General features: G+C 57.2%; 16 protein-coding genes. 11 read left to right on the forward strand and 5 right to left on the reverse strand.

Translation table 11 applies throughout. From position 1 onward, the window contains the following. Positions 1–123 precede the first annotated feature (123 nt). Together ACH3PB_RS16330 and ACH3PB_RS16335 are read right to left on the reverse strand one after the other, a co-directional pair. Positions 124–1,185 (reverse strand): phosphotransferase, encoded by a 1,062-nt coding sequence (locus ACH3PB_RS16330; protein WP_416396502.1) that lies wholly within the window; start codon positions 1,183–1,185, stop codon positions 124–126. A 29-nt stretch (positions 1,186–1,214) separates the two neighbouring features. Then, positions 1,215–1,634: a DUF2782 domain-containing protein gene (locus ACH3PB_RS16335; protein WP_416396503.1), complete on the reverse strand. Its 420-nt coding sequence runs from the start codon at positions 1,632–1,634 to the stop codon at positions 1,215–1,217. A gap of 108 nt (positions 1,635–1,742) precedes the next feature. Between ACH3PB_RS16335 and polA the strand changes: the two genes are divergently transcribed. Beyond that, positions 1,743–4,544, forward strand: coding sequence for a DNA polymerase I (gene polA, locus ACH3PB_RS16340; RefSeq protein ID WP_416396504.1), 2,802 nt, complete (start codon positions 1,743–1,745; stop codon positions 4,542–4,544). 99 nt (positions 4,545–4,643) lie between these two features. Next, a complete protein-coding gene (locus ACH3PB_RS16345; protein ID WP_416396505.1) occupies positions 4,644–6,272 on the forward strand; it encodes a methyl-accepting chemotaxis protein in 1,629 nt (542 codons plus the stop codon). A 78-nt stretch (positions 6,273–6,350) separates the two neighbouring features. On the opposite strand, the gene ACH3PB_RS16350 is transcribed toward ACH3PB_RS16345, so the two are convergent. After that, on the reverse strand, positions 6,351–7,487 hold the full coding sequence (locus tag ACH3PB_RS16350; RefSeq protein ID WP_416396506.1) for a PilT/PilU family type 4a pilus ATPase: 1,137 nt from the start codon (positions 7,485–7,487) through the stop codon (positions 6,351–6,353). A gap of 60 nt (positions 7,488–7,547) precedes the next feature. Then, positions 7,548–8,582, reverse strand: coding sequence for a type IV pilus twitching motility protein PilT (locus ACH3PB_RS16355; protein ID WP_416396507.1), 1,035 nt, complete (start codon positions 8,580–8,582; stop codon positions 7,548–7,550). An 89-nt stretch (positions 8,583–8,671) separates the two neighbouring features. Here ACH3PB_RS16355 and ACH3PB_RS16360 point away from each other — a divergent pair, with 89 nt between their 5' ends. The 9 genes from ACH3PB_RS16360 (at position 8,672) to hemW (ending at position 17,249) form a co-directional block, all read left to right on the forward strand. Continuing rightward, a complete protein-coding gene (locus ACH3PB_RS16360) occupies positions 8,672–9,421 on the forward strand; it encodes a YggS family pyridoxal phosphate-dependent enzyme (RefSeq protein ID WP_416396508.1) in 750 nt (249 codons plus the stop codon). Between the two features lie 13 nt (positions 9,422–9,434). Further along, complete coding sequence (gene proC / locus ACH3PB_RS16365; RefSeq protein WP_416396509.1) at positions 9,435–10,298, forward strand: pyrroline-5-carboxylate reductase; 864 nt, start codon at positions 9,435–9,437, stop codon at positions 10,296–10,298. An 81-nt stretch (positions 10,299–10,379) separates the two neighbouring features. Further along, positions 10,380–10,946 carry a YggT family protein gene (locus ACH3PB_RS16370; protein ID WP_416396510.1) on the forward strand — a complete coding sequence of 189 codons (567 nt, stop codon included), beginning with the start codon at positions 10,380–10,382 and terminating at the stop codon, positions 10,944–10,946. A 142-nt stretch (positions 10,947–11,088) separates the two neighbouring features. Next, positions 11,089–13,086, forward strand: a complete 1,998-nt coding sequence (locus ACH3PB_RS16375) for a dynamin family protein (RefSeq protein WP_416396511.1) — start codon at positions 11,089–11,091, stop codon at positions 13,084–13,086. A 45-nt stretch (positions 13,087–13,131) separates the two neighbouring features. Beyond that, positions 13,132–14,286 (forward strand): homoserine O-succinyltransferase MetX, encoded by a 1,155-nt coding sequence (metX, locus tag ACH3PB_RS16380; protein ID WP_416396512.1) that lies wholly within the window; start codon positions 13,132–13,134, stop codon positions 14,284–14,286. A gap of 47 nt (positions 14,287–14,333) precedes the next feature. Further along, the gene (metW, locus tag ACH3PB_RS16385) at positions 14,334–14,936 is read left to right on the forward strand and encodes a methionine biosynthesis protein MetW (protein WP_416399478.1); all 603 of its coding nucleotides are present in this window, start codon (positions 14,334–14,336) and stop codon (positions 14,934–14,936) included. Between the two features lie 15 nt (positions 14,937–14,951). Continuing rightward, entirely contained in the window at positions 14,952–15,401 is a 450-nt protein-coding gene (locus ACH3PB_RS16390) for a DUF4426 domain-containing protein (protein ID WP_416396513.1), read from the forward strand. Positions 15,402–15,412: 11 nt separating this feature from the next. After that, entirely contained in the window at positions 15,413–16,060 is a 648-nt protein-coding gene (rdgB, locus tag ACH3PB_RS16395; RefSeq protein WP_416396514.1) for an RdgB/HAM1 family non-canonical purine NTP pyrophosphatase, read from the forward strand. A 4-nt stretch (positions 16,061–16,064) separates the two neighbouring features. After that, positions 16,065–17,249: a radical SAM family heme chaperone HemW gene (gene hemW / locus ACH3PB_RS16400; RefSeq protein WP_416396515.1), complete on the forward strand. Its 1,185-nt coding sequence runs from the start codon at positions 16,065–16,067 to the stop codon at positions 17,247–17,249. Between the two features lie 25 nt (positions 17,250–17,274). On the opposite strand, the gene trmB is transcribed toward hemW, so the two are convergent. Then, positions 17,275–18,024, reverse strand: a complete 750-nt coding sequence (trmB, locus tag ACH3PB_RS16405; RefSeq protein ID WP_416396516.1) for a tRNA (guanosine(46)-N7)-methyltransferase TrmB — start codon at positions 18,022–18,024, stop codon at positions 17,275–17,277. Positions 18,025–18,203: the final 179 nt, after the last annotated feature.

Below are 18,203 nucleotides of genomic sequence, written 5' to 3' on the forward strand. Positions count from 1 at the left end.
ATCACTGGGCCAACTACATCAGGCTGGTGTGTTCAATGATCTTGAGCTGATCCTACTTATAACAATTAGAATGTTCATACTAATAGAATGCCAGAAATTACAAGCCATAGTTGAACCAGGGTTTTACGTTTGATGCAGCGCCGCCCGCATCCGCAAGAGCATGGCAGCCGGATCTTTCAAAACAGAAGCAGCGGCTGGATCCGCTTCTGCTGCCTCACGCTGATAGCTTGCGGTATGTTGACTCAACATTCGTGCAGCATAAAAGCGGGCACTCGCGAAGCCCAGTAGCTCGGGCCAGAGGGCCTTCTCCTCTGGCGTTAGAACGCGCTCTGTTTCATAGCCGGCCAAAATGGCATCCAGACGCTCAGGGTCGAGTTGTGTACCTGACCAGCACCAGTCGTTGGCTGCGATGGCCAGATCCATTGCAGCGCTGTCAGGCCCTGAACGATAGAAATCAATGATACCGCTTAGCCGGTCCGGTGGTTGCCGTGTTGGGCTAGCGTCGTAGCGAAAAAGTGCGTTATCGATGAAGAGGTCGCCGTGAGTCCAGCACATTGGCAGGGCTTCGGCCTGTGAGACTACACCGGACAGTCTTGCGTGAATCTGTTCAAGCTCTGCCCTGTGCTGAGGTTTGGCCCAGGTTTGGCAGCGGGCCAAGGCATCCACCGTCCAGCGGAAGTCACGCGCCACCCGTGCCGGCTTCCCGGCGCTCCCGGTCAGTCTGTGCAAGGCACCAAGGAACTGACCAGTCTGCCAGCAGTGCACCGGCTGCACTTCGTCGGACTGCAACACGCGCCCTTCGAGCATAGGCACCACCATCAGCGGCTTGCCCGCATGCCTGAAAACACTCTCCCCGAGTTCGTCGGCGAACATCCCGGGCACAGGCAGACCGGCATTCGCCATGAGCGACAGCTTCTCGACGACATTTTCGAGCTGAGTAAGCTCAAGCATTTCCACGATTGTGACGATGAGCCGAACGGAACGCTGCGAGCAGGACATACCCGCAAGCTCTGGCAAGCCGCTTATGATGCGTCCTCTCAGGCCACGGGCGGTTATCCTTACCAGATAGTTACTGTTTTCAATACCGTCACTGATCTGTTGCAACCCTTCGATGACTGGCACGACAAACAGCCGTTCGAGTATCGGTTGCAGCGAATCAGCATCGAGCGCAGTGAATGCAGCCATGGGTCAGGCCGTCTGCGTCGTTTGATTGCCTACCACTGAAACAGGCGCCAGGTCGGGTAAGACGGGTTTGGGCCATCAGACTGCACCAGCGCACCATCCTGTCCTGGAATGAGGTAATAGGCAGGCCCGACTTTCGGCTGCACCTTGACCTGGACGAGCTCGCCGTTAACGCGATATTCATAGCGCGTTTCGTTCTCGCCGTAGCGGATCTCGATCTCAGGCTCTCCGGTCAGCTCCTTCCCGGTTTGTGGATCTTCCGGCAGTGGCGCAGCCGCGCCCGGCTCGATCTCTGCAAGTGCATGAGGCGTTGCCACCGCCATCACCAGGCCGATCAATAGCCGCTGTACCATTCTGCTCATACCAGATTGCAGCAGGCTCAGTCGATGACCAGGGAAATATCCGCTGGCGAATGCTGCGCCCTCAGGCTGCTTGCTGTTAATATGCTTCACACGTTTCTCCACGCTCTACCGATACGCTGCGCCAGGGGCTTTTCGAAGTCTGCCCCAGGACGCGCTGTTGATTTCCCCGAACCCCGAACAGCTTCTGGTCCGACTGATATGAGCAAGCAAACACAGGCACCCGTCATCCTCGTCGATGGTTCCTCCTACCTGTTCCGCGCCTTTCACGCATTGCCTAACCTGAGCAATGCGGAGGGTCATCCAACCGGCGCCATCAAGGGCGTGATCGGCATGACCAAGAAACTGCAGAAGGAGTACCCCGGAAGCTGCATTATCGTGGTCTTCGATGCCAAGGGCGATACCTTTCGCAACGAGCTCTACGCAGAGTATAAGGCAAACCGGCCACCAATGGCGGAAGACCTTGGTGTGCAGATCAAACCTATCCACGACATCATCCGTGCCATGGGTCTGCCGCTGATCATCGAGAGCGGTGTAGAGGCAGACGATGTTATTGGTACGCTTGCGCGACAGGCTACTGAATCGCAGCATGAATGCATCATCTCCACCGGCGACAAGGATCTTGCGCAGCTGGTATCCGAGCACGTCACACTGCGGAATACCATGACTGAACTCTGCCTGGACAGGGCTGGCGTCAAGGAAAAATTCGGCGTCTGGCCAGAACAGATCGTCGACTATCTCGCATTGGTCGGGGACACCTCTGACAATATCCCGGGCGTGCCGAAGTGCGGCCCGAAGACAGCTGCCAAATGGCTTGAACTTTACGAGACGCTGGATGGTGTGGTCGCCAACGCTGACAAGATCAGTGGCAAAGTGGGTGAGTACCTGCGAGATTCACTGGAACAGTTGCCGCTGGCAAAACAGCTGACCACGATCAAGACCGATGTCGAACTCTCGCATCCGCTGCACGAGATAGCGGCCCACGAACCGGACGTGGACGCTCTGAAGGCGCTGTATCAGCAGTTCAACTTCAAGGCCTGGCTGACTGAACTCACAGACCCGGGCGAAGCCGTGGCGCGAAGCGCTTCGACGCCTGTTCGTCCGGGTTCCATCACTACGGTGACACCGGCCGATCTGCAGCTCGGCATCAATAGCGAGGCCATTGCGGCTTTGGCGGCCCCGCTCAGGGCGATCGAGCCGCAATATGAGACAGTGCTGACAAGAGAATCGCTGGATCGCTGGTTGAAGCTGATCAGGGCCGCCGAGCTGTTTTCTTTTGATACCGAGACCAACAGCCTCAATTACATGGAAGCTGAGATCGTCGGCTTCTCCCTGTGTGTCGAGCCTGGCATCGCCTGCTATGTGCCATTGAAGCACGACTACATGGATGCGCCGGAGCAGCTTGACCGAGACGAAGTGCTCGAATTGATGCGGCCTATTCTGGAAGATCCCGAGCAGCGAAAGCTCGGGCATAACCTCAAATACGACGCCCATGTGCTGCTCAACTGTGGCATCACTCTGCGTGGTGTTGCCGAAGACACCATTCTGGCGTCCTATGTGCTGAACTCGGTGGCGAGCCGTCACAATATGGACGCGCTGGCGCTGCACTATCTACAGCTCAAGACGACAAAATTTGAAGATGTGGCGGGCAAGGGTGCGAAGCAGCTGACTTTCAATCAGGTCGCGCTGGAACAGGCCACACCTTACGCCGCTGAAGACGCCGATGTGACACTCAGGCTGCATCTGTTGCTGAGCCAGCTGCTGGCGCAGACGCCCTCACTGGACTCGGTCTATCGTGAGATCGAGCTGCCACTGGAACCGATTCTTGTCGATATCGAACACACGGGCTGTCTCATCAACAGTCATGAGCTACGAATCCAGAGCCAGAAGCTTGCGGAGCGCCTGGCTGAGATCGAAACGCAGACCTGCGAGCTCGTGGGCGAAAAGTTCAATCTGGGCTCACCAAAGCAGCTGCAGACCATCCTCTATGATCAGATGAAGCTGCCGGTGCTGAAGAAGACACCCAAAGGGCAGCCTTCGACTGCCGAAGCTGTTTTGCAGGAATTGGCAGAGAATCATGAGCTACCAGCTTTGATCCTCGAGCATCGCGGGCTCGCCAAGCTGAAGTCCACCTACACCGACAAGCTGCCACTGCTCGTCAACCACCGTAGCGGACGCATACATACCTGCTACCAGCAAGCCGTGGCGGCTACGGGACGTCTGTCTTCAAGTGACCCGAACCTGCAGAACATTCCGATCAAGTCGGTCCTCGGCCGTGAAATTCGCAAGGCTTTCATTGCCGAAAAAGGCATGAAGCTGATCTCAGCCGACTATTCACAGATCGAGTTACGGATCATGGCCCATCTGTCCGAAGATGAGACGCTCATTGCGGCCTTCAACGAGGGCAAGGACGTACACACCGCTACCGCTGCGGAGATTTTCGGTATCGATATTGCCGCTGTAGAGTCGGAACATCGGCGCAAGGCCAAAGCGATCAATTTTGGCCTGATCTACGGCATGTCTGCCCATGGCCTGGCCCGTCAGATCCAGGTCGACCGCTCCGAAGCCGCGGCCTACATCGACATGTATTTCAAGCGCTATCCCGGCGTCCGGCAGTTCATGGATACCATTCGTGAACAGGCCGCCCGTGACGGCTATGTTGAAACGCTCTTCGGCCGGCGCCTGTATCTTCCGGATATTCACGCCACCAATCGCAATATTCGTGAGGGCGCCCAACGTACCGCCATCAACGCGCCGATGCAGGGAACTGCCGCAGATATCATCAAACGGGCGATGCTTACGGTTCACCCCTGGCTAAAGGCTCAATCCTTCAAGGCGCGGATGGTCATGCAGGTTCACGATGAGCTGGTTCTCGAGGTCGAGGAGGCTGCAGCGGCGACTGTGAGTGATGCGGTGAAGCGGCTGATGTCTGGTGCAGCGTCGCTTAAAGTGCCCCTCATCGTCGAAGCGGGGATTGCTGATAATTGGGAGGCGGCGCATTAATGACGCTATAGGCGAATTTGTGGTCAATTACTGGTTTTCTGCTAGATTTGAGGGAGACCTCACCTTTGCTCTCTGAACTCATCTGGCAGTGCATCACTTATGAACTGGTATCACAAATTACCGATCGCCTACAAAATTCTCACGGTCCCGGTTATCGGGTCTCTGGGCTTTATCGTGTATCTTTTGCTCAACCTCGATACGGCCAGTGGGAATGCGAGCCGTCTGGCGGCAGTGCAGCAGGTCCAGTTCCCGCTCCTGCAGCTCTCAGAGCGGGCCATCGTGCGTGTGGACCGGATCAAGGAGACTTTTGCATCTGCTGTCTCTACAGGTGATTCCGATTCACTCCTGGTCGCTGATCGCATGCGGCAGGAAATGGAGGAGGATTTCCGGGAGGCCAAGCAACTGGCTGCGCAAGCAGACACCGATGTAGCCACTGTTACGTCGCTCGATGCCGAGTTTCGCAACTATTATAAAAGCGCTCGTGAGATAACTGCTGGTCTCGTGGCGGGCGATATCGATTTCTCCACGCTTGGTGATCGTAGTGAAGCCATGACGCGCCAGCTGCAAAAGCTGGATTCCGATCTTGCAGATTTCCGTGAAAAGCAGTTCTCCCAGTTTACCGGCTCGCTGCAGGAGGCCGATAAAGCGGCGCAGTCAGCGGTCCAGCTCGGCATCATCATCGGTCTGGTGATGATCACCATCCTGTTTGCGATCTCGATCCCTATTGCCACCGGCATTCGACGCAACATCGTAGGCGTAGTCGCCTCGCTAAAATCGATTGCTCAGGACAATGGTGATCTCACTGTTCGCTTGAAAACACCTTCGAAAGACGAGATCGGTGATCTCGTATTCTGGTTCAACAATTTCATGGACAAGCTGCAGGGCGTCATCAGACGCGTGGTTGATTCGGCGCTGCCTTTGAACGATCTCGCAGGCAATCTGAACAACCTCATGATTGAGCTGAACAAGACTGTCGAATCGCAATCAGCCAGCTCTAACAGAGCCAAGATGGCGGTCGAGGACATGAACCTGAATGTCTCTGCGGTAGTCACCAACGCCAGCGGCGCGGCCTCTGCGGCAGAAGAAGCCGACAAGGCTGCGCAATACGGCCACGGTGTCGTGAAGAAAACCGTCAGCAGCATCGAGCGTCTTTCAGCCGATGTGGCCGATGCATCTGAAGTTATACGCAAGCTGGAAAAAGATGCGGAAAAGGTCAGCATCGTGGTCGACGTAATTCGCGGCATTGCCGACCAGACCAACCTGCTCGCACTGAACGCGGCCATCGAAGCTGCGCGAGCTGGCGAGCAGGGACGAGGCTTCGCGGTCGTCGCTGACGAGGTGCGCAGCCTGGCCTCGAAGACGCAGGAGTCGACCGAAGAGATCAACCGAACCATCGAGCAGCTGCAGACCGCCTCTCAGAACGCTGTTACCGTTATGCGTAAGGGTAGCCAGCAAGCGGCAGAGAGCGTCTCTACCGCCGAGTCAGCCGGTCAGAGCCTGTTGGCGATTACCGAGATCATCTCCAAGATCAACAACATGAACGGTGAGATTGCTGAAGCCACCAATCATCAGCAGGACATCAGCCGCTCAATCGTCAGCAACGTTGCCGATATTCACGACCGTACCGAAGAGACTTCGCAGCGCTCGCTCCAGCTCGGCAGGGTTGCTGGTGACCTCGGCATGTTGGCCCGTCAGCTCGACGAGATCGCGCGGCAGTTCAAGATCTGACGCTTTACCAGCGTTCATGACAGACATAAAAAAGGCGGCTCCGGAATGGGCCGCCTTTTTTCGTTGTGCTATCTGAACTCAGCGTGGCAGGTAGTCCTGCTCATCACTGAGTGACAGCTTGCCAGCGCCACCCTGGATATTCGCCACGCTATTATTGGCGCCCAGTTTTATCATCAGGCGGAGGTCATTGGCTGAGTCGGCATGAGCCAGCGCATCTTCGTAGGTAATCTCGCCAGCACTGTAAGCCTGATACAGCGCCTGATCGAAGGTCTGCATGCCTACGTCGCCGGACTTGGTCATCAGCTCTTTCAGCTTGTGTACTTCGGCCTTGCGGATAAGATCAGAGACCAAGGGTGTATTGATCAAAATTTCTATGATCGCACGTCGTCCCTTGCCATCAGGCGTCGGTACGAGCTGCTGCGCTATAATCGCCTTCAGGTTGAGCGAGAGATCCATCCACACCTGATTGTGCTGCTCGGACGGAAAGAAGTTGATGATACGGTCCAGCGCCTGGTTGGCGTTGTTGGCGTGCAAGGTGGCCAGACAGAGGTGACCGGTTTCCGCAAACACGACAGCATGCTCCATGGTGTCCGGACTACGCACCTCGCCAATCATGATCACGTCGGGGGCCTGACGCAGGGTGTTCTTCAAGGCCATTTCGAAGCTTTCAGTATCAAGCCCTACTTCACGCTGCGTAACGATGCAGCCCCTGTGCTGGTGAATGAATTCGATCGGGTCTTCGATGGAGATGATGTGACCTTTGCTGTTCGCATTGCGGTGGCCAATCATGGCTGCCAGCGAAGTCGATTTACCGGTACCGGTCGCGCCCACGAAGATGATGAGTCCCCGCTTGGCCATAGCCAGTTCCTTGATGGTTTCTGGCAGCCTCAGATCGTCGACCGATGGGATATTGGTTTCGATGCGTCGCAACACCATGCCGCAGAGGTTGCGCTGATAGAACGCGCTCACACGGAACCGGCCAATTCCCCGGGCACTGATCGCGAAGTTGCACTCATGATGCGCTTCGAAATCGGACTGCTGCTTGTCCGACATGATCGAGAACACGATCTCGCGGGTTTCTTCGGGCGAAAGCGAAGTCTTTGTGATTGGCAGCATGCGGCCGTTGACCTTCATGCTGGGCGGCACTCCGGCTGTAATGAACAGGTCGGACGCGCCCTTCTCAACCATGACCTTCAGAAGCTTGTTGAAATCCATAACAGTACCAGTGACTCAGAAAGTGGCTCTAGGTTTTGACAACAGAAACGACGGCTGCGATCAGAAGTTCTCGGGAATCTTGGCTTTCTCACGCGCCTGATCACGAGTGATAAGACCCTTGGACAGCAAGCCCTGCATGCATTGATCCAGCGTCTGCATGCCGATGTTGCCGCCGGTCTGAATAGACGAATACATCTGTGCGACCTTGTCCTCACGGATCAGGTTTCGAATCGCCGGGGTGCCGATCATGATTTCGTGGGCGGCGATACGACCACCGCCAACCTTCTTCATGAGCGTCTGCGAAATGACCGCCTGCAGTGATTCAGACAGCATCGATCGAACCATTGATTTTTCTGCGGCGGGAAACACGTCGACCACGCGGTCAATGGTCTTGGCCGCAGAGGTGGTGTGCAGTGTGCCGAACACGAGGTGACCCGTTTCCGCCGCAGTCAGCGCGAGACGGATGGTTTCAAGGTCACGCATCTCGCCGACGAGGATGATGTCAGGGTCTTCCCGCAGCGCTGAACGCAGGGCCTCGCTGAAGCCCAGGGTGTCACGGTGCACTTCGCGCTGGTTCACCAGGCATTTCTTGCTCTCGTGAACGAATTCGATCGGGTCCTCGATGGTGAGGATGTGGTCGTAGCGATTGTCGTTGACGTAGTCGATCATCGCCGCAAGGGTCGTACTCTTGCCCGAACCGGTTGGCCCAGTGACCAGACACAGGCCGCGCGGTTTACTGGCGATGTCTTTGAAAACCTGACCAAGCCCGAGGTCGTCCATACTCAGGACCTTCGAAGGAATGGTCCGGAACACCGCACCTGCACCACGGTTCTGGTTGAAGGCGTTGACACGGAATCGCGCGACGCCGGGCACTTCGAAGGAGAAGTCGGTTTCGAGGAATTCTTCGAAGTCCTTGCGCTGTTTGTCATTCATGATGTCATAAATGAGCGCGTGAACTTCCTTATGTTCGAGGGCTGGCAGGTTGATGCGTCGTACGTCACCATCGACACGAATCATCGGCGGCAGTCCGGCAGACAGGTGGAGGTCCGAGGCTCCCTGTTTGGCGGAGAACGCGAGCAATTCAGTAATATCCATGGCATCCCTCGATACGGTGCGGTCAATATTGGACAAGTCTTGGAAATTCAATCGTTGCAGACGGCTCTGACCGCCCTTACGATGCACTAATGAGCATAGCAGACAAGCTGCAGACCGTTAGGGCGCAGATACGAAATTCAACAGTCGCAGCAGGGCGGCCTGAGAGCGCCGTCACGCTGCTGGCGGTGAGCAAGACCATGCCTGCCGAAGACGTTGTCATGGCCATCCATCACGGCCAGCGTGACTTTGGTGAGAACTATGTGCAGGAAGCCATAGCGAAGAAGGCTGAGGTTGACCGGTTGCTGGCAGGCGATCCCGAATGGGTGCGGCCAGTGTGGCATTTCATAGGGCCGTTGCAGTCGAACAAGACGAGTGACGTTGCTGCGCATTTCGACTGGTTCCATACCCTGGATCGTCTCAAGATTGCACGACGACTATCGGAGCAGAGGCCTGAAGGCCTGCCGCCCTTGAACTGCTGTTTACAGGTCAATATCAGCCGGGAAGACAGCAAGGCAGGACTGCAACCTGATCAGGACGCAGTCAATGAGCTGGCGGCAGCTGTGGCTGCCTTGCCGGGACTGTCACTGCGCGGATTGATGTGCATTCCTGCGGCAGATCTCGATGACACTGGCTCAGCCGAGGCCTTCGGCCGGCTGCGTGACATGCTGGCGCAGGTGCGTGAGCATGTCGGCAGGGCTGGCTTTCAGGCGCAGGCCAGCAAGATCGATACACTCTCTATGGGCATGTCAGCCGATATGGGCGTCGCCATCGCACAGGGCGCGACCATTGTACGAATCGGGCAGGCGATTTTCGGCGCTCGCAAACCCAACCACCATTGACCAAGGGCACATGATGTCGACACAGCAAGACAAGCGAATTCATTTCATCGGCGCAGGTAATATGGCCAGCGCCATGCTGCGTGGCCTGGTCAGTAGTGGCTTCAAGCCGGGATCGCTTTCGTGCAGTTCACCCGCTGAAGCAGAAACGAAGCGCCTCGTCGATGAGCTTGGAATCAGCGCTTCTGCCGACAATCTCGAGTACCTGCGAGATTGTGATGCCATCGTGCTCGGGGTAAAGCCGCAGATTCTTCAATCGGTATGTCAGGAGCTTGCGCCCTTTCTGGCATCAGCCGACCGTCAGCCAATAGTCATTTCGATTGCAGCGGGCACGACAACCCAGTCCATTTCCAGTTGGCTGAAGCAGGATCCTGATCTGCTGCCACTGGTACGCAGCATGCCGAACACGCCAGCTCAGGTGGGCATGGGCGCCTCTGGACTGTTCGCTACAGCTGCAGTTAAGCCTGACCAGAAGGCGCTCACCCAGGAAATCTTTGAGGCCTTTGGCATTGCGGTGTGGGTTGAGGATGAGTCGCAACTGCATGCCGTCACAGCACTTTCTGGATCAGGGCCGGCCTACGTATTCGAGTTCATCAAGGGTCTGGCAGATGCAGGTGTGAGCCTGGGCCTTCAGCCGGACGTCAGCAGGCAGCTCGCTGAAGCTACGGTGGCAGGCGCCGCAAAGCTGTGTGCCGTATCGCATGCTGAAGAGATCGCGGGATTGCAACGCAAGGTCATGTCACCAGGTGGGACGACCGAACAGGGTGTGCGCGTGCTGCAGTCTGAAGAGCTCACCGCGACCGTTCGCCGCGCCATGGAGGCAGCGCGTGATCAGTCGCTGTACCTGGCTGGCGAGGGGCCGGCGCTGGCAAAAAATTAGCACCATCAATCACTTTGGCCTTAGAATCCGTATGATTGCGGTTCCATTGAAGGACATCCTCCAGGAGATTTGTAGCTCATCATGTTTAGTCAGATACTGATATCGACGCTGGAAATACTCGGCTCCTTCTACATCACCCTGGTGATTCTGCGTTTCCTGCTTCAGCTGTCGCGGGCAGACTTCTACAACCCAATCACGCAGTTCATCGTCAAGGCGACGAACCCGCTGATACTGCCATTACGTCGGGTTATTCCGGGGCTCGGCGGTGTCGACCTGGCCGCAATCGTGCTGGCGCTCATTCTGCAAATCGTGCTGCTGCTGATTATTCTGACGGTGGCCTCACCAGCGGGCGCGGGCTTCCCACCGCTGCTACCGCTGCTGGGCGTGGCGATCATCAAGGTGCTTCAATTGACCCTGCAGATCTACTTCGTCGCGATTATAGCGGTGATTATCCTTAGCTGGGTCGCGCCAGGTAGCCGGCACCCGGGTGCCATGCTGCTCGTTCAGCTTACCGAACCGGTACTCGCGCCGATTCGCAGACTCCTGCCCAGTCTTGGCGGTCTCGACCTCTCCCCGATCGTCGTGTTTCTCATCATCAATGCGCTCACGATCATGCTCGATCATAGCGCCACACTGATGCTTCGTTAGACGCCCCTGGCGTCAAAAATCGGCGGGACTTCCTGAGAAGCCCGTCGAGATTTGACAATTGTTTACAACTGCGGACATTTCTTGACCAGTATCTTGCTTATAATTCATGCATCGAAAGGCTCGTTGCAGGAGAAGCATGGCCATGGCAGTATCTACAGCAGTTCCAGGTGGCCGGAGCAATAAGGGTTTAAGTCAGCAAATCGAGGCGTATCACGCCTGGAAAGCGGCCATGATCCGCGAGATCCATCATTATCGCAGCTGGCTCGAAAGTAACGACCTTGCCTCAGCAGACATTATTGGCCGTCTCGACCATTGCAGCACCGTACTACGTGAAGACAAGGTCACCGTTGCCCTGGCTGGCGAATTCTCCCGCGGCAAGACCGAACTGATCAATGCGCTTTTTTTCGCCTCATTTGGTCAACGCATGCTGCCTTCGCATGCCGGCCGTACCACCATGTGCCCCACCGAAGTCTTTTACGATGAAGCAGGCTCGTATCTCAGGCTGCTGCCTATCGAGACCAGGGAGTCACAGGTCGGCATCGCCGAGCTCAAGCTTCAATCGAAGCACTGGCATTGCATTCCGCTTGATGGCCTTTCACCAGATGCACTGAAAGCTGGCCTCGAGCCACTCAAGCAAACGAAATCTGTTCCGATTGCCCAGGCCGTTCTACTGGGCTTCAGTCTTGAAGGACTGGATCGTGATCCTGAGAAGAATGGTCATGCCCTTATCCCGGCATGGCGCCACGCCCTGATCAGTCTTGATAATCCGCTGCTCAAACAGGGCCTGCGCATTCTGGATACGCCCGGCCTCAATGCGCTGGGCTCAGAACCCGAACTGACTGTGAGCATGCTGCCCAAGGCCGATGCCATTCTGTTCATCCTGGCTGCCGACACCGGTGTGACTGCCAGCGATATGACTCTGTGGAACGATCATATCAACAAGAGCGAACACAAGGCTGGTCGTTACGCCATTCTGAACAAGATCGACGTGCTGCTCGAAGACATTGAAGGTGACGAACACGCGTGGCGTTTCATCGACAATGTGCGCGAGAAGACGGCAATGCAGCTCAAGCTGGACCCCGCACACATTGTGGCCATGTCGGCCAAGCAGGCCCTGATTGGCCGGACCCAGCATGACGCAGAGCGCGTGGCCAAGAGTCGCATCGACGAGCTTGAAACCCTGCTGGCAGATCAGATACTGAATCGCCGTGAGCAGGTCATTCAGGACAGCGTGATGCAGGACGTGCTCAGCATGATTCATAACAGCCAGGCTGTGCTCAGGGATCGTCGCGACATGCTGGAAGACCGGCTGGAGAAGTTCCGTGCCTCCACCGTGAGCAAGGACTTCCTCGGCGATTTGTCATTGAAAACGCAGGAAGACTACGACTACTACTACAAGCAGCTGTTCACACTGCGCTCGAGTCGTAGGCTGATGAAGAGCCAGGCAGCGATACTCAATTCGATGATCGAGCCGCAGCGCTTCGATGCTTACGTTACCGAGACCAGGATCCGGCTCATGAATGCCTGGACCACCTTTGGCATGGGCTCGGCCATCGATGACTTCTATACCTCCATTGAAGATGACCTGAAGAATCTCAAGTATGAAGCCATTCTGGCGCAGCGCATGATCGACTCGATCTACAAGCGTTACACCACGGAGGCTCGCAACCGTCATCTCAAACCGGCCTATCTGAAGGTGGACCGGCAGATCAAGGCGCTTGAGTCACTGAGAGAGCAGGCGAAGTCATTCAAGCGCAGTCCATCGAGCCTGATGACCGAGCAGACCATCTTCATCAAGCGCTTCCTGCAAACACTCGTTGCCGAGGCAAGACGCCTGTATGACGAGATCCGCCACGAGGTTGCGCGTTGGCCGCACGAGGCCCTGTTGCCAATCTTCCAGCACACAACAGATCAGAAGCAGATGCTGGAAACTCAGATCGCTCGCCTGAAGGAGCTCGCCCAGAGCGCCTCGGTGGGTCGCAATCAGATCGAGCGTATCGAAGCCATGTCGACCGACCTCCTGCATCAGCAGAAGGCCCTCGAGCGCATCGAGAAGAAGCTGCGACGGCCGGCACCGCAGGCCTTGCGCTCGGTGGTTACCCGTCTGCCGTCAGTGGTGCCGGTTGCGTCGTCCAGATAGCACAGTTAGACTGCGGGGCTGACCGTCCGGCCCCTGGAACACCCTATGACAAGCTCCCTGCCCGCCGATTCGGTGGGCATGGTCACCCCGCAGACTGCCCACTTCGAAACGCCTCTGAATCTGGAGTGCGGCCGCACGCTTGATCGTTTTGAACTCGTGTATGAGACCTATGGCGAACTGAACGCCTCGGCCTCGAATGCCGTGCTCATCTGTCATGCCCTGAGCGGTGATCATCATGCTGCAGGCTATCACACGCCGACAGATCGCAAGCCGGGCTGGTGGGACAACTGCATAGGTCCGGGCAAGTGTATCGATACCACGAAGTTCTTCGTCGTCTGCCTGAACAATCTTGGCGGTTGCGCAGGCTCGACCGGGCCCACCTCGATCAATCCAGCAACGGGCAAACCTTATGGCGCTGACTTCCCGGCGATAACCGTGGCGGACTGGGTGGCGGCCCAGGCGCGCCTGGCGGACCGCCTGGGCATCGGTACCTGGGCGGCCGTCGTGGGTGGCAGCCTCGGCGGCATGCAGGCATTGCAATGGACAATCAGCTTCCCGGCGCGTGTGCAGTATGCGGTCGTGATCGCGTCTGCACCCAAGCTCAGTGCGCAGAACATCGCCTTCAATGAAGTGGCGCGCAAAGCCATCAGCAGCGATCCTGATTTCCACGGTGGGCACTACGCAGAATTCGATACGATTCCCCGCAAGGGGCTGATGCTTGCGAGAATGCTCGGCCATATCACCTATCTGTCGAACGTTTCGCTGGGCAACAAGTTCGGCCGAGCCTTGCGTAGTGATGAACTGAAATATGTCCCGCTGGATATCGAGTTCGAGATCGAGAGTTACCTGCAATACCAGGGTGAGCGCTTTGCCGAGAATTTCGACGCCAACACCTACCTGTTGATGACACGCGCCCTGGATTATTTCGATCCTGCTCAGGCCTGTAATGACGATCTGGCAGCGGCCCTCAAGCCGGTGCAGGCCAGGTTCCTGGTCGTATCGTTTTCGACCGACTGGCGGTTTGCTCCGGATCGCTCCGAGGAGCTTGTCGAGGCCCTGGTCGACGCGCGAAAGGCCGTGAGCTATGCCCGTATCGATGCGCCGCACGGTCACGATGCATTCCTGATCCCGGACGACCGTTATTTTGATGTGTTCACAGGCTTCATGAATCGAATCGCGGCACAGCTGGAGCGCTCATGACATCAGCAAGCGATAAGCTTCCATCCGACCAGTCGGCCCGCAGGGCGCTGAGGGAAGACCTCGACCTGATCGTGGACTGGTTCGCCGATGGGTCGTCAGTGCTCGACCTTGGTTGCGGTGATGGTACCTTGCTGGCTTACCTGGCCGAGCACCGCGGCTGCTTTGGCTATGGTCTGGAAATCGATCCCGCCAACATCAGTCGCTGTATCCGTCGCGGCGTCAATGTGATTGAACAGGACCTGGATTACGACGACCTGAGCGTGTTCAAGGACAAGAGCTTCGACGTTGTGGTGATGACGCAGGCTCTGCAGGCGGTGAAGCGGCCTGATATTACGCTGGAGCAGATGCTGCGTATTGGCCGCGAGGGCATTGTGACCTTTCCGAATTTTGGCTACTGGCGGCTACGCTGGTACCTCTGGACCAAGGGCCGTATGCCCGAATCGCGCACGCTGCCGTATCATTGGTATGACACACCCAATATTCACCTCTGTACCTTCAAGGATTTCGAGGCCTTGTGCGAGCAGCTGGGCATAAAGATACTGCGTCGTTCAGTGGTGGATGACAGGCACAATGCGCAGTGGTTGAGTCGCCTTTGGCCGAATGCCTTCGGGCAGATCGCGCTGTATCACATTACCCGTCAGGACGCTTAGCTTATGAGGCCTGTCATGAATCAGCTCTGCGTTTTGCCCAGGGCATTGCTTGGTTTGTTCTGGCTGGCGGCCATGCCGGCGGCCGCAGAACAGCAGATAGAGCTCGACGACTTTCAGGTGCATTATGCAGCGCTGCCGGGCAGCGTGTTGTCTGAGCAGAGTGCACGGATGTATCAAATCAGCCGATCGGTTGGCTCAGGTTTCATCAATATTACTGTGCTGGAAAAACAGGCTGACGAGCAGCTCGTTTCACGCCGCTCCTTCGTTCGGGGTACAGTGAAAACAGAGCAGGGCGAAGCGCGACCACTGCCATTTCAACAGGTGACCGAGGGCGGGGTTACCAGCAGCATCGCGAATTTCTGGTATAGCCCGGGAAAGGAGTTGACCTTCGCCATCGAATTCATAGGTGACCCCAACCAACCGCCGCTCGAATTCGCCTTCAAGCAGACGCTCTACGCAGACTGAGACCACATCATTTGAACATCATCATTGCCAGTGGCAACAAGGGAAAGCTCAAGGAGTTCGCCACCTTGTTCAGTGGTGTCACGACCAAGCCCTCCCGCGAATTCAATCTGGTCGCCCAGAGCGAGCTGGGTATCGAATCCTGTGAAGAACCGGCTTCGACCTTTGTCGAAAATGCCATCCTGAAGGCTCGACATGCCTGTGCTGAAGCGCGTGCTCGAGGGCACGAAGGCGCTGCGCTAGCCGACGACTCGGGCCTCTGCGTGAACGCCTTGAGTGGGGCGCCGGGTATTTTTTCTGCGCGCTTTGCAGGCATGCATGGGCGCTTGCCTGCTGAGGGCCAGTCCGTCGATGCCGTCAATATCGAAGAGCTGCTGCATCAACTGCAAGGGATCGATGGCAATCGGCGTCACGCCTCGTTCTATTGCGCACTCGCGCTGCTCCGCCATGCTGACGATCCTGCGCCGCTGGTTGCCTGCGGGCGCTGGCATGGCCGCATTCTCGATGCGCCCGTCGGCGACTCTGGATTTGGTTATGATCCGGTGTTTTTCGTACCGGACCTTGGGAAGACGGCGGCCGAGCTCTCGCCTGGGCAGAAAAACGCACTGAGTCACCGTGGCCAGGCCCTGCGCCTGCTAGCCCTGCAACTGCCAGGGCTCTGAGACCTTGCACCCACCGCTATCGCTGTATGTTCACGTGCCCTGGTGCATCAGAAAGTGCCCCTATTGCGACTTCAATTCGCACGAGACGCATGATCTGCAGGCGCTGATCGATCCATATCTCGACGCGCTGCTGCTCGACTGGGCCGAGGAGCGCCAACGCCTCGATCGGTTCGGTGGTACACGACCACTGCAATCCATCTTTATAGGCGGTGGTACGCCCAGTCTGCTACCGCCTGATTTCTACGCCAGACTACTCGAGCGCATCAACCAGGCCATGCCGCTGTCAGAGGCGACGGAAATCACGCTTGAAGCCAATCCCGGCGCTGTCGACGCCGCCCATTTCAAGGGCTACAGGGGCGCCGGCATCAACAGAATCTCCATTGGCGTGCAGAGCTTTGCGGCTGAGCAACTGACGGCGCTCGGCCGGGTTCACTCTGGCAGACAGGCGCTGGATGCCATTGACGCGGTAGCCGCTGCCGGATTCGAACGCTTCAACATTGACCTGATGTTCGGCCTGCCACAGCAGACAGCCGAGGGCGCTGAAGCCGATCTGAAGCAGGCGCTGCAATGCGGTGCATCCCACCTATCGTGGTATCAGCTCACCTTGGAGCCCAATACCCACTTTTTCTCCCATCCGCCACCACTGCCGGAAGATGACGATATCGCGGATATTCAGTTGGCAGGCCAGGCCTTGCTGGCCGATGCGGGGCTGCAGCAGTACGAAGTATCAGCTTATGCCCGTACAGGAGAAGCCGCTCGGCACAACAGGAATTACTGGGAGTTTGGGGATTATCTAGCCATTGGCGCAGGCGCCCACGGCAAGCTGAGCGCGCCTGCCGCCGGTGAGTTCCTACGTTACCGCAAGACCAGACAACCTGAGTCCTATCTGAAAAGGGCGCATGGGCAGCAGGGACTTATCGCAACATCGGCGGCCGGATTCGTGGCTGCGGAAGAAGCCATCACGAAGGAGAGCTTGCCCTTCGAGTTCATGCTGAATGCGCTGCGTCTCACAGATGGCGTAGCTCAATCCCTCTTTACCGAGCGTACGGGCCTCGAGCTTGGACTGCTGGAGCCACAGCTATCGCAGCTGAGGCAGGCAGGCCTGATGCGGGCCGATGGGGACCGTCTGCAGACTACCGCGCTCGGCGCGCGCTTTCTCAATGATGTTGTGGGCAAGTTCAGCGATTGACGGCGGCTGCCGCTAGCGAGCCGCTTCAGCGCTTCCGAAACAACAGGTCATAGACGCCGTGGCCGAGCTTCTGTCCGCGTCGCTCGAATTTGGTCTCTGGCCGCCATTCCGGCCGCTCCACAAACTTGTCTTCTGCCAGATTTTCGAGCGTCGGTTCGGCGGCGAGGACATCGTACATATGATGGGCGTAGTGTTCCCAGTCGGTGGCAAGGTGCAGCAGACCGCCGGGCTTGAGCTTGGCGGCCAGCATTGCGGTAAACTCCGGCTGGATCAGGCGGCGCTTGTGATGACGCTTCTTGTGCCACGGGTCAGGAAAGTACACCTGAATGCGATCGACTGAGGCATCGTCTACACAGCCCTCGAAAACCTCGACCGCATCATGCTGATAGATTCTGATATTGCCGATCTCACTCGTCTGGATCTGCAGGCAGAGCGAGCCGACCCCCGGTGGATGCACTTCGATGCCGACAAAATCCGTTTCCGGTGCCGCCAGCGCCATCTCGGCCAGCGACTGCCCCATACCGAAGCCGACCTCGATAACCAACGGCGCCGACTCACGTCCAGGACTACGGCTATCACGAAGAGGTGTTCCAGGGTCCAGACCGAGTTTTGGCCAGAGCGTATCGTACGCCGCCTGCTGCCCGGCAGTCTTGCGGCCACTACGGATGACGAAACTCTTCAAACGGCGGGGGTGAGCAGCCGCCTCCGGACTCTCAGGACGCATGGAATCCTGCGTGGCGGACTGATCGCCCTCTGTTTTCTGATGATCTGACATCGACTCGGCTTACATCTCTGGGTGCATTTCGATTGGGTAATTGGCGGGAATGATAGCAAAAGTGCGTCCCACATTGGAAAGAACAGTGGTTCGATCAGGGTCTTTTGCCGTCTCAGGGCTAGCGCACTCAAAGAGTGCAGCTCCGGGAACGGGCATATTCGCTGCACCATAAGCTCACA

Origin of the sequence: Allohahella sp. A8 (genome assembly GCF_047946665.1) — a bacterium.
GTDB lineage: Bacteria > Pseudomonadota > Gammaproteobacteria > Pseudomonadales > Oleiphilaceae > Allohahella.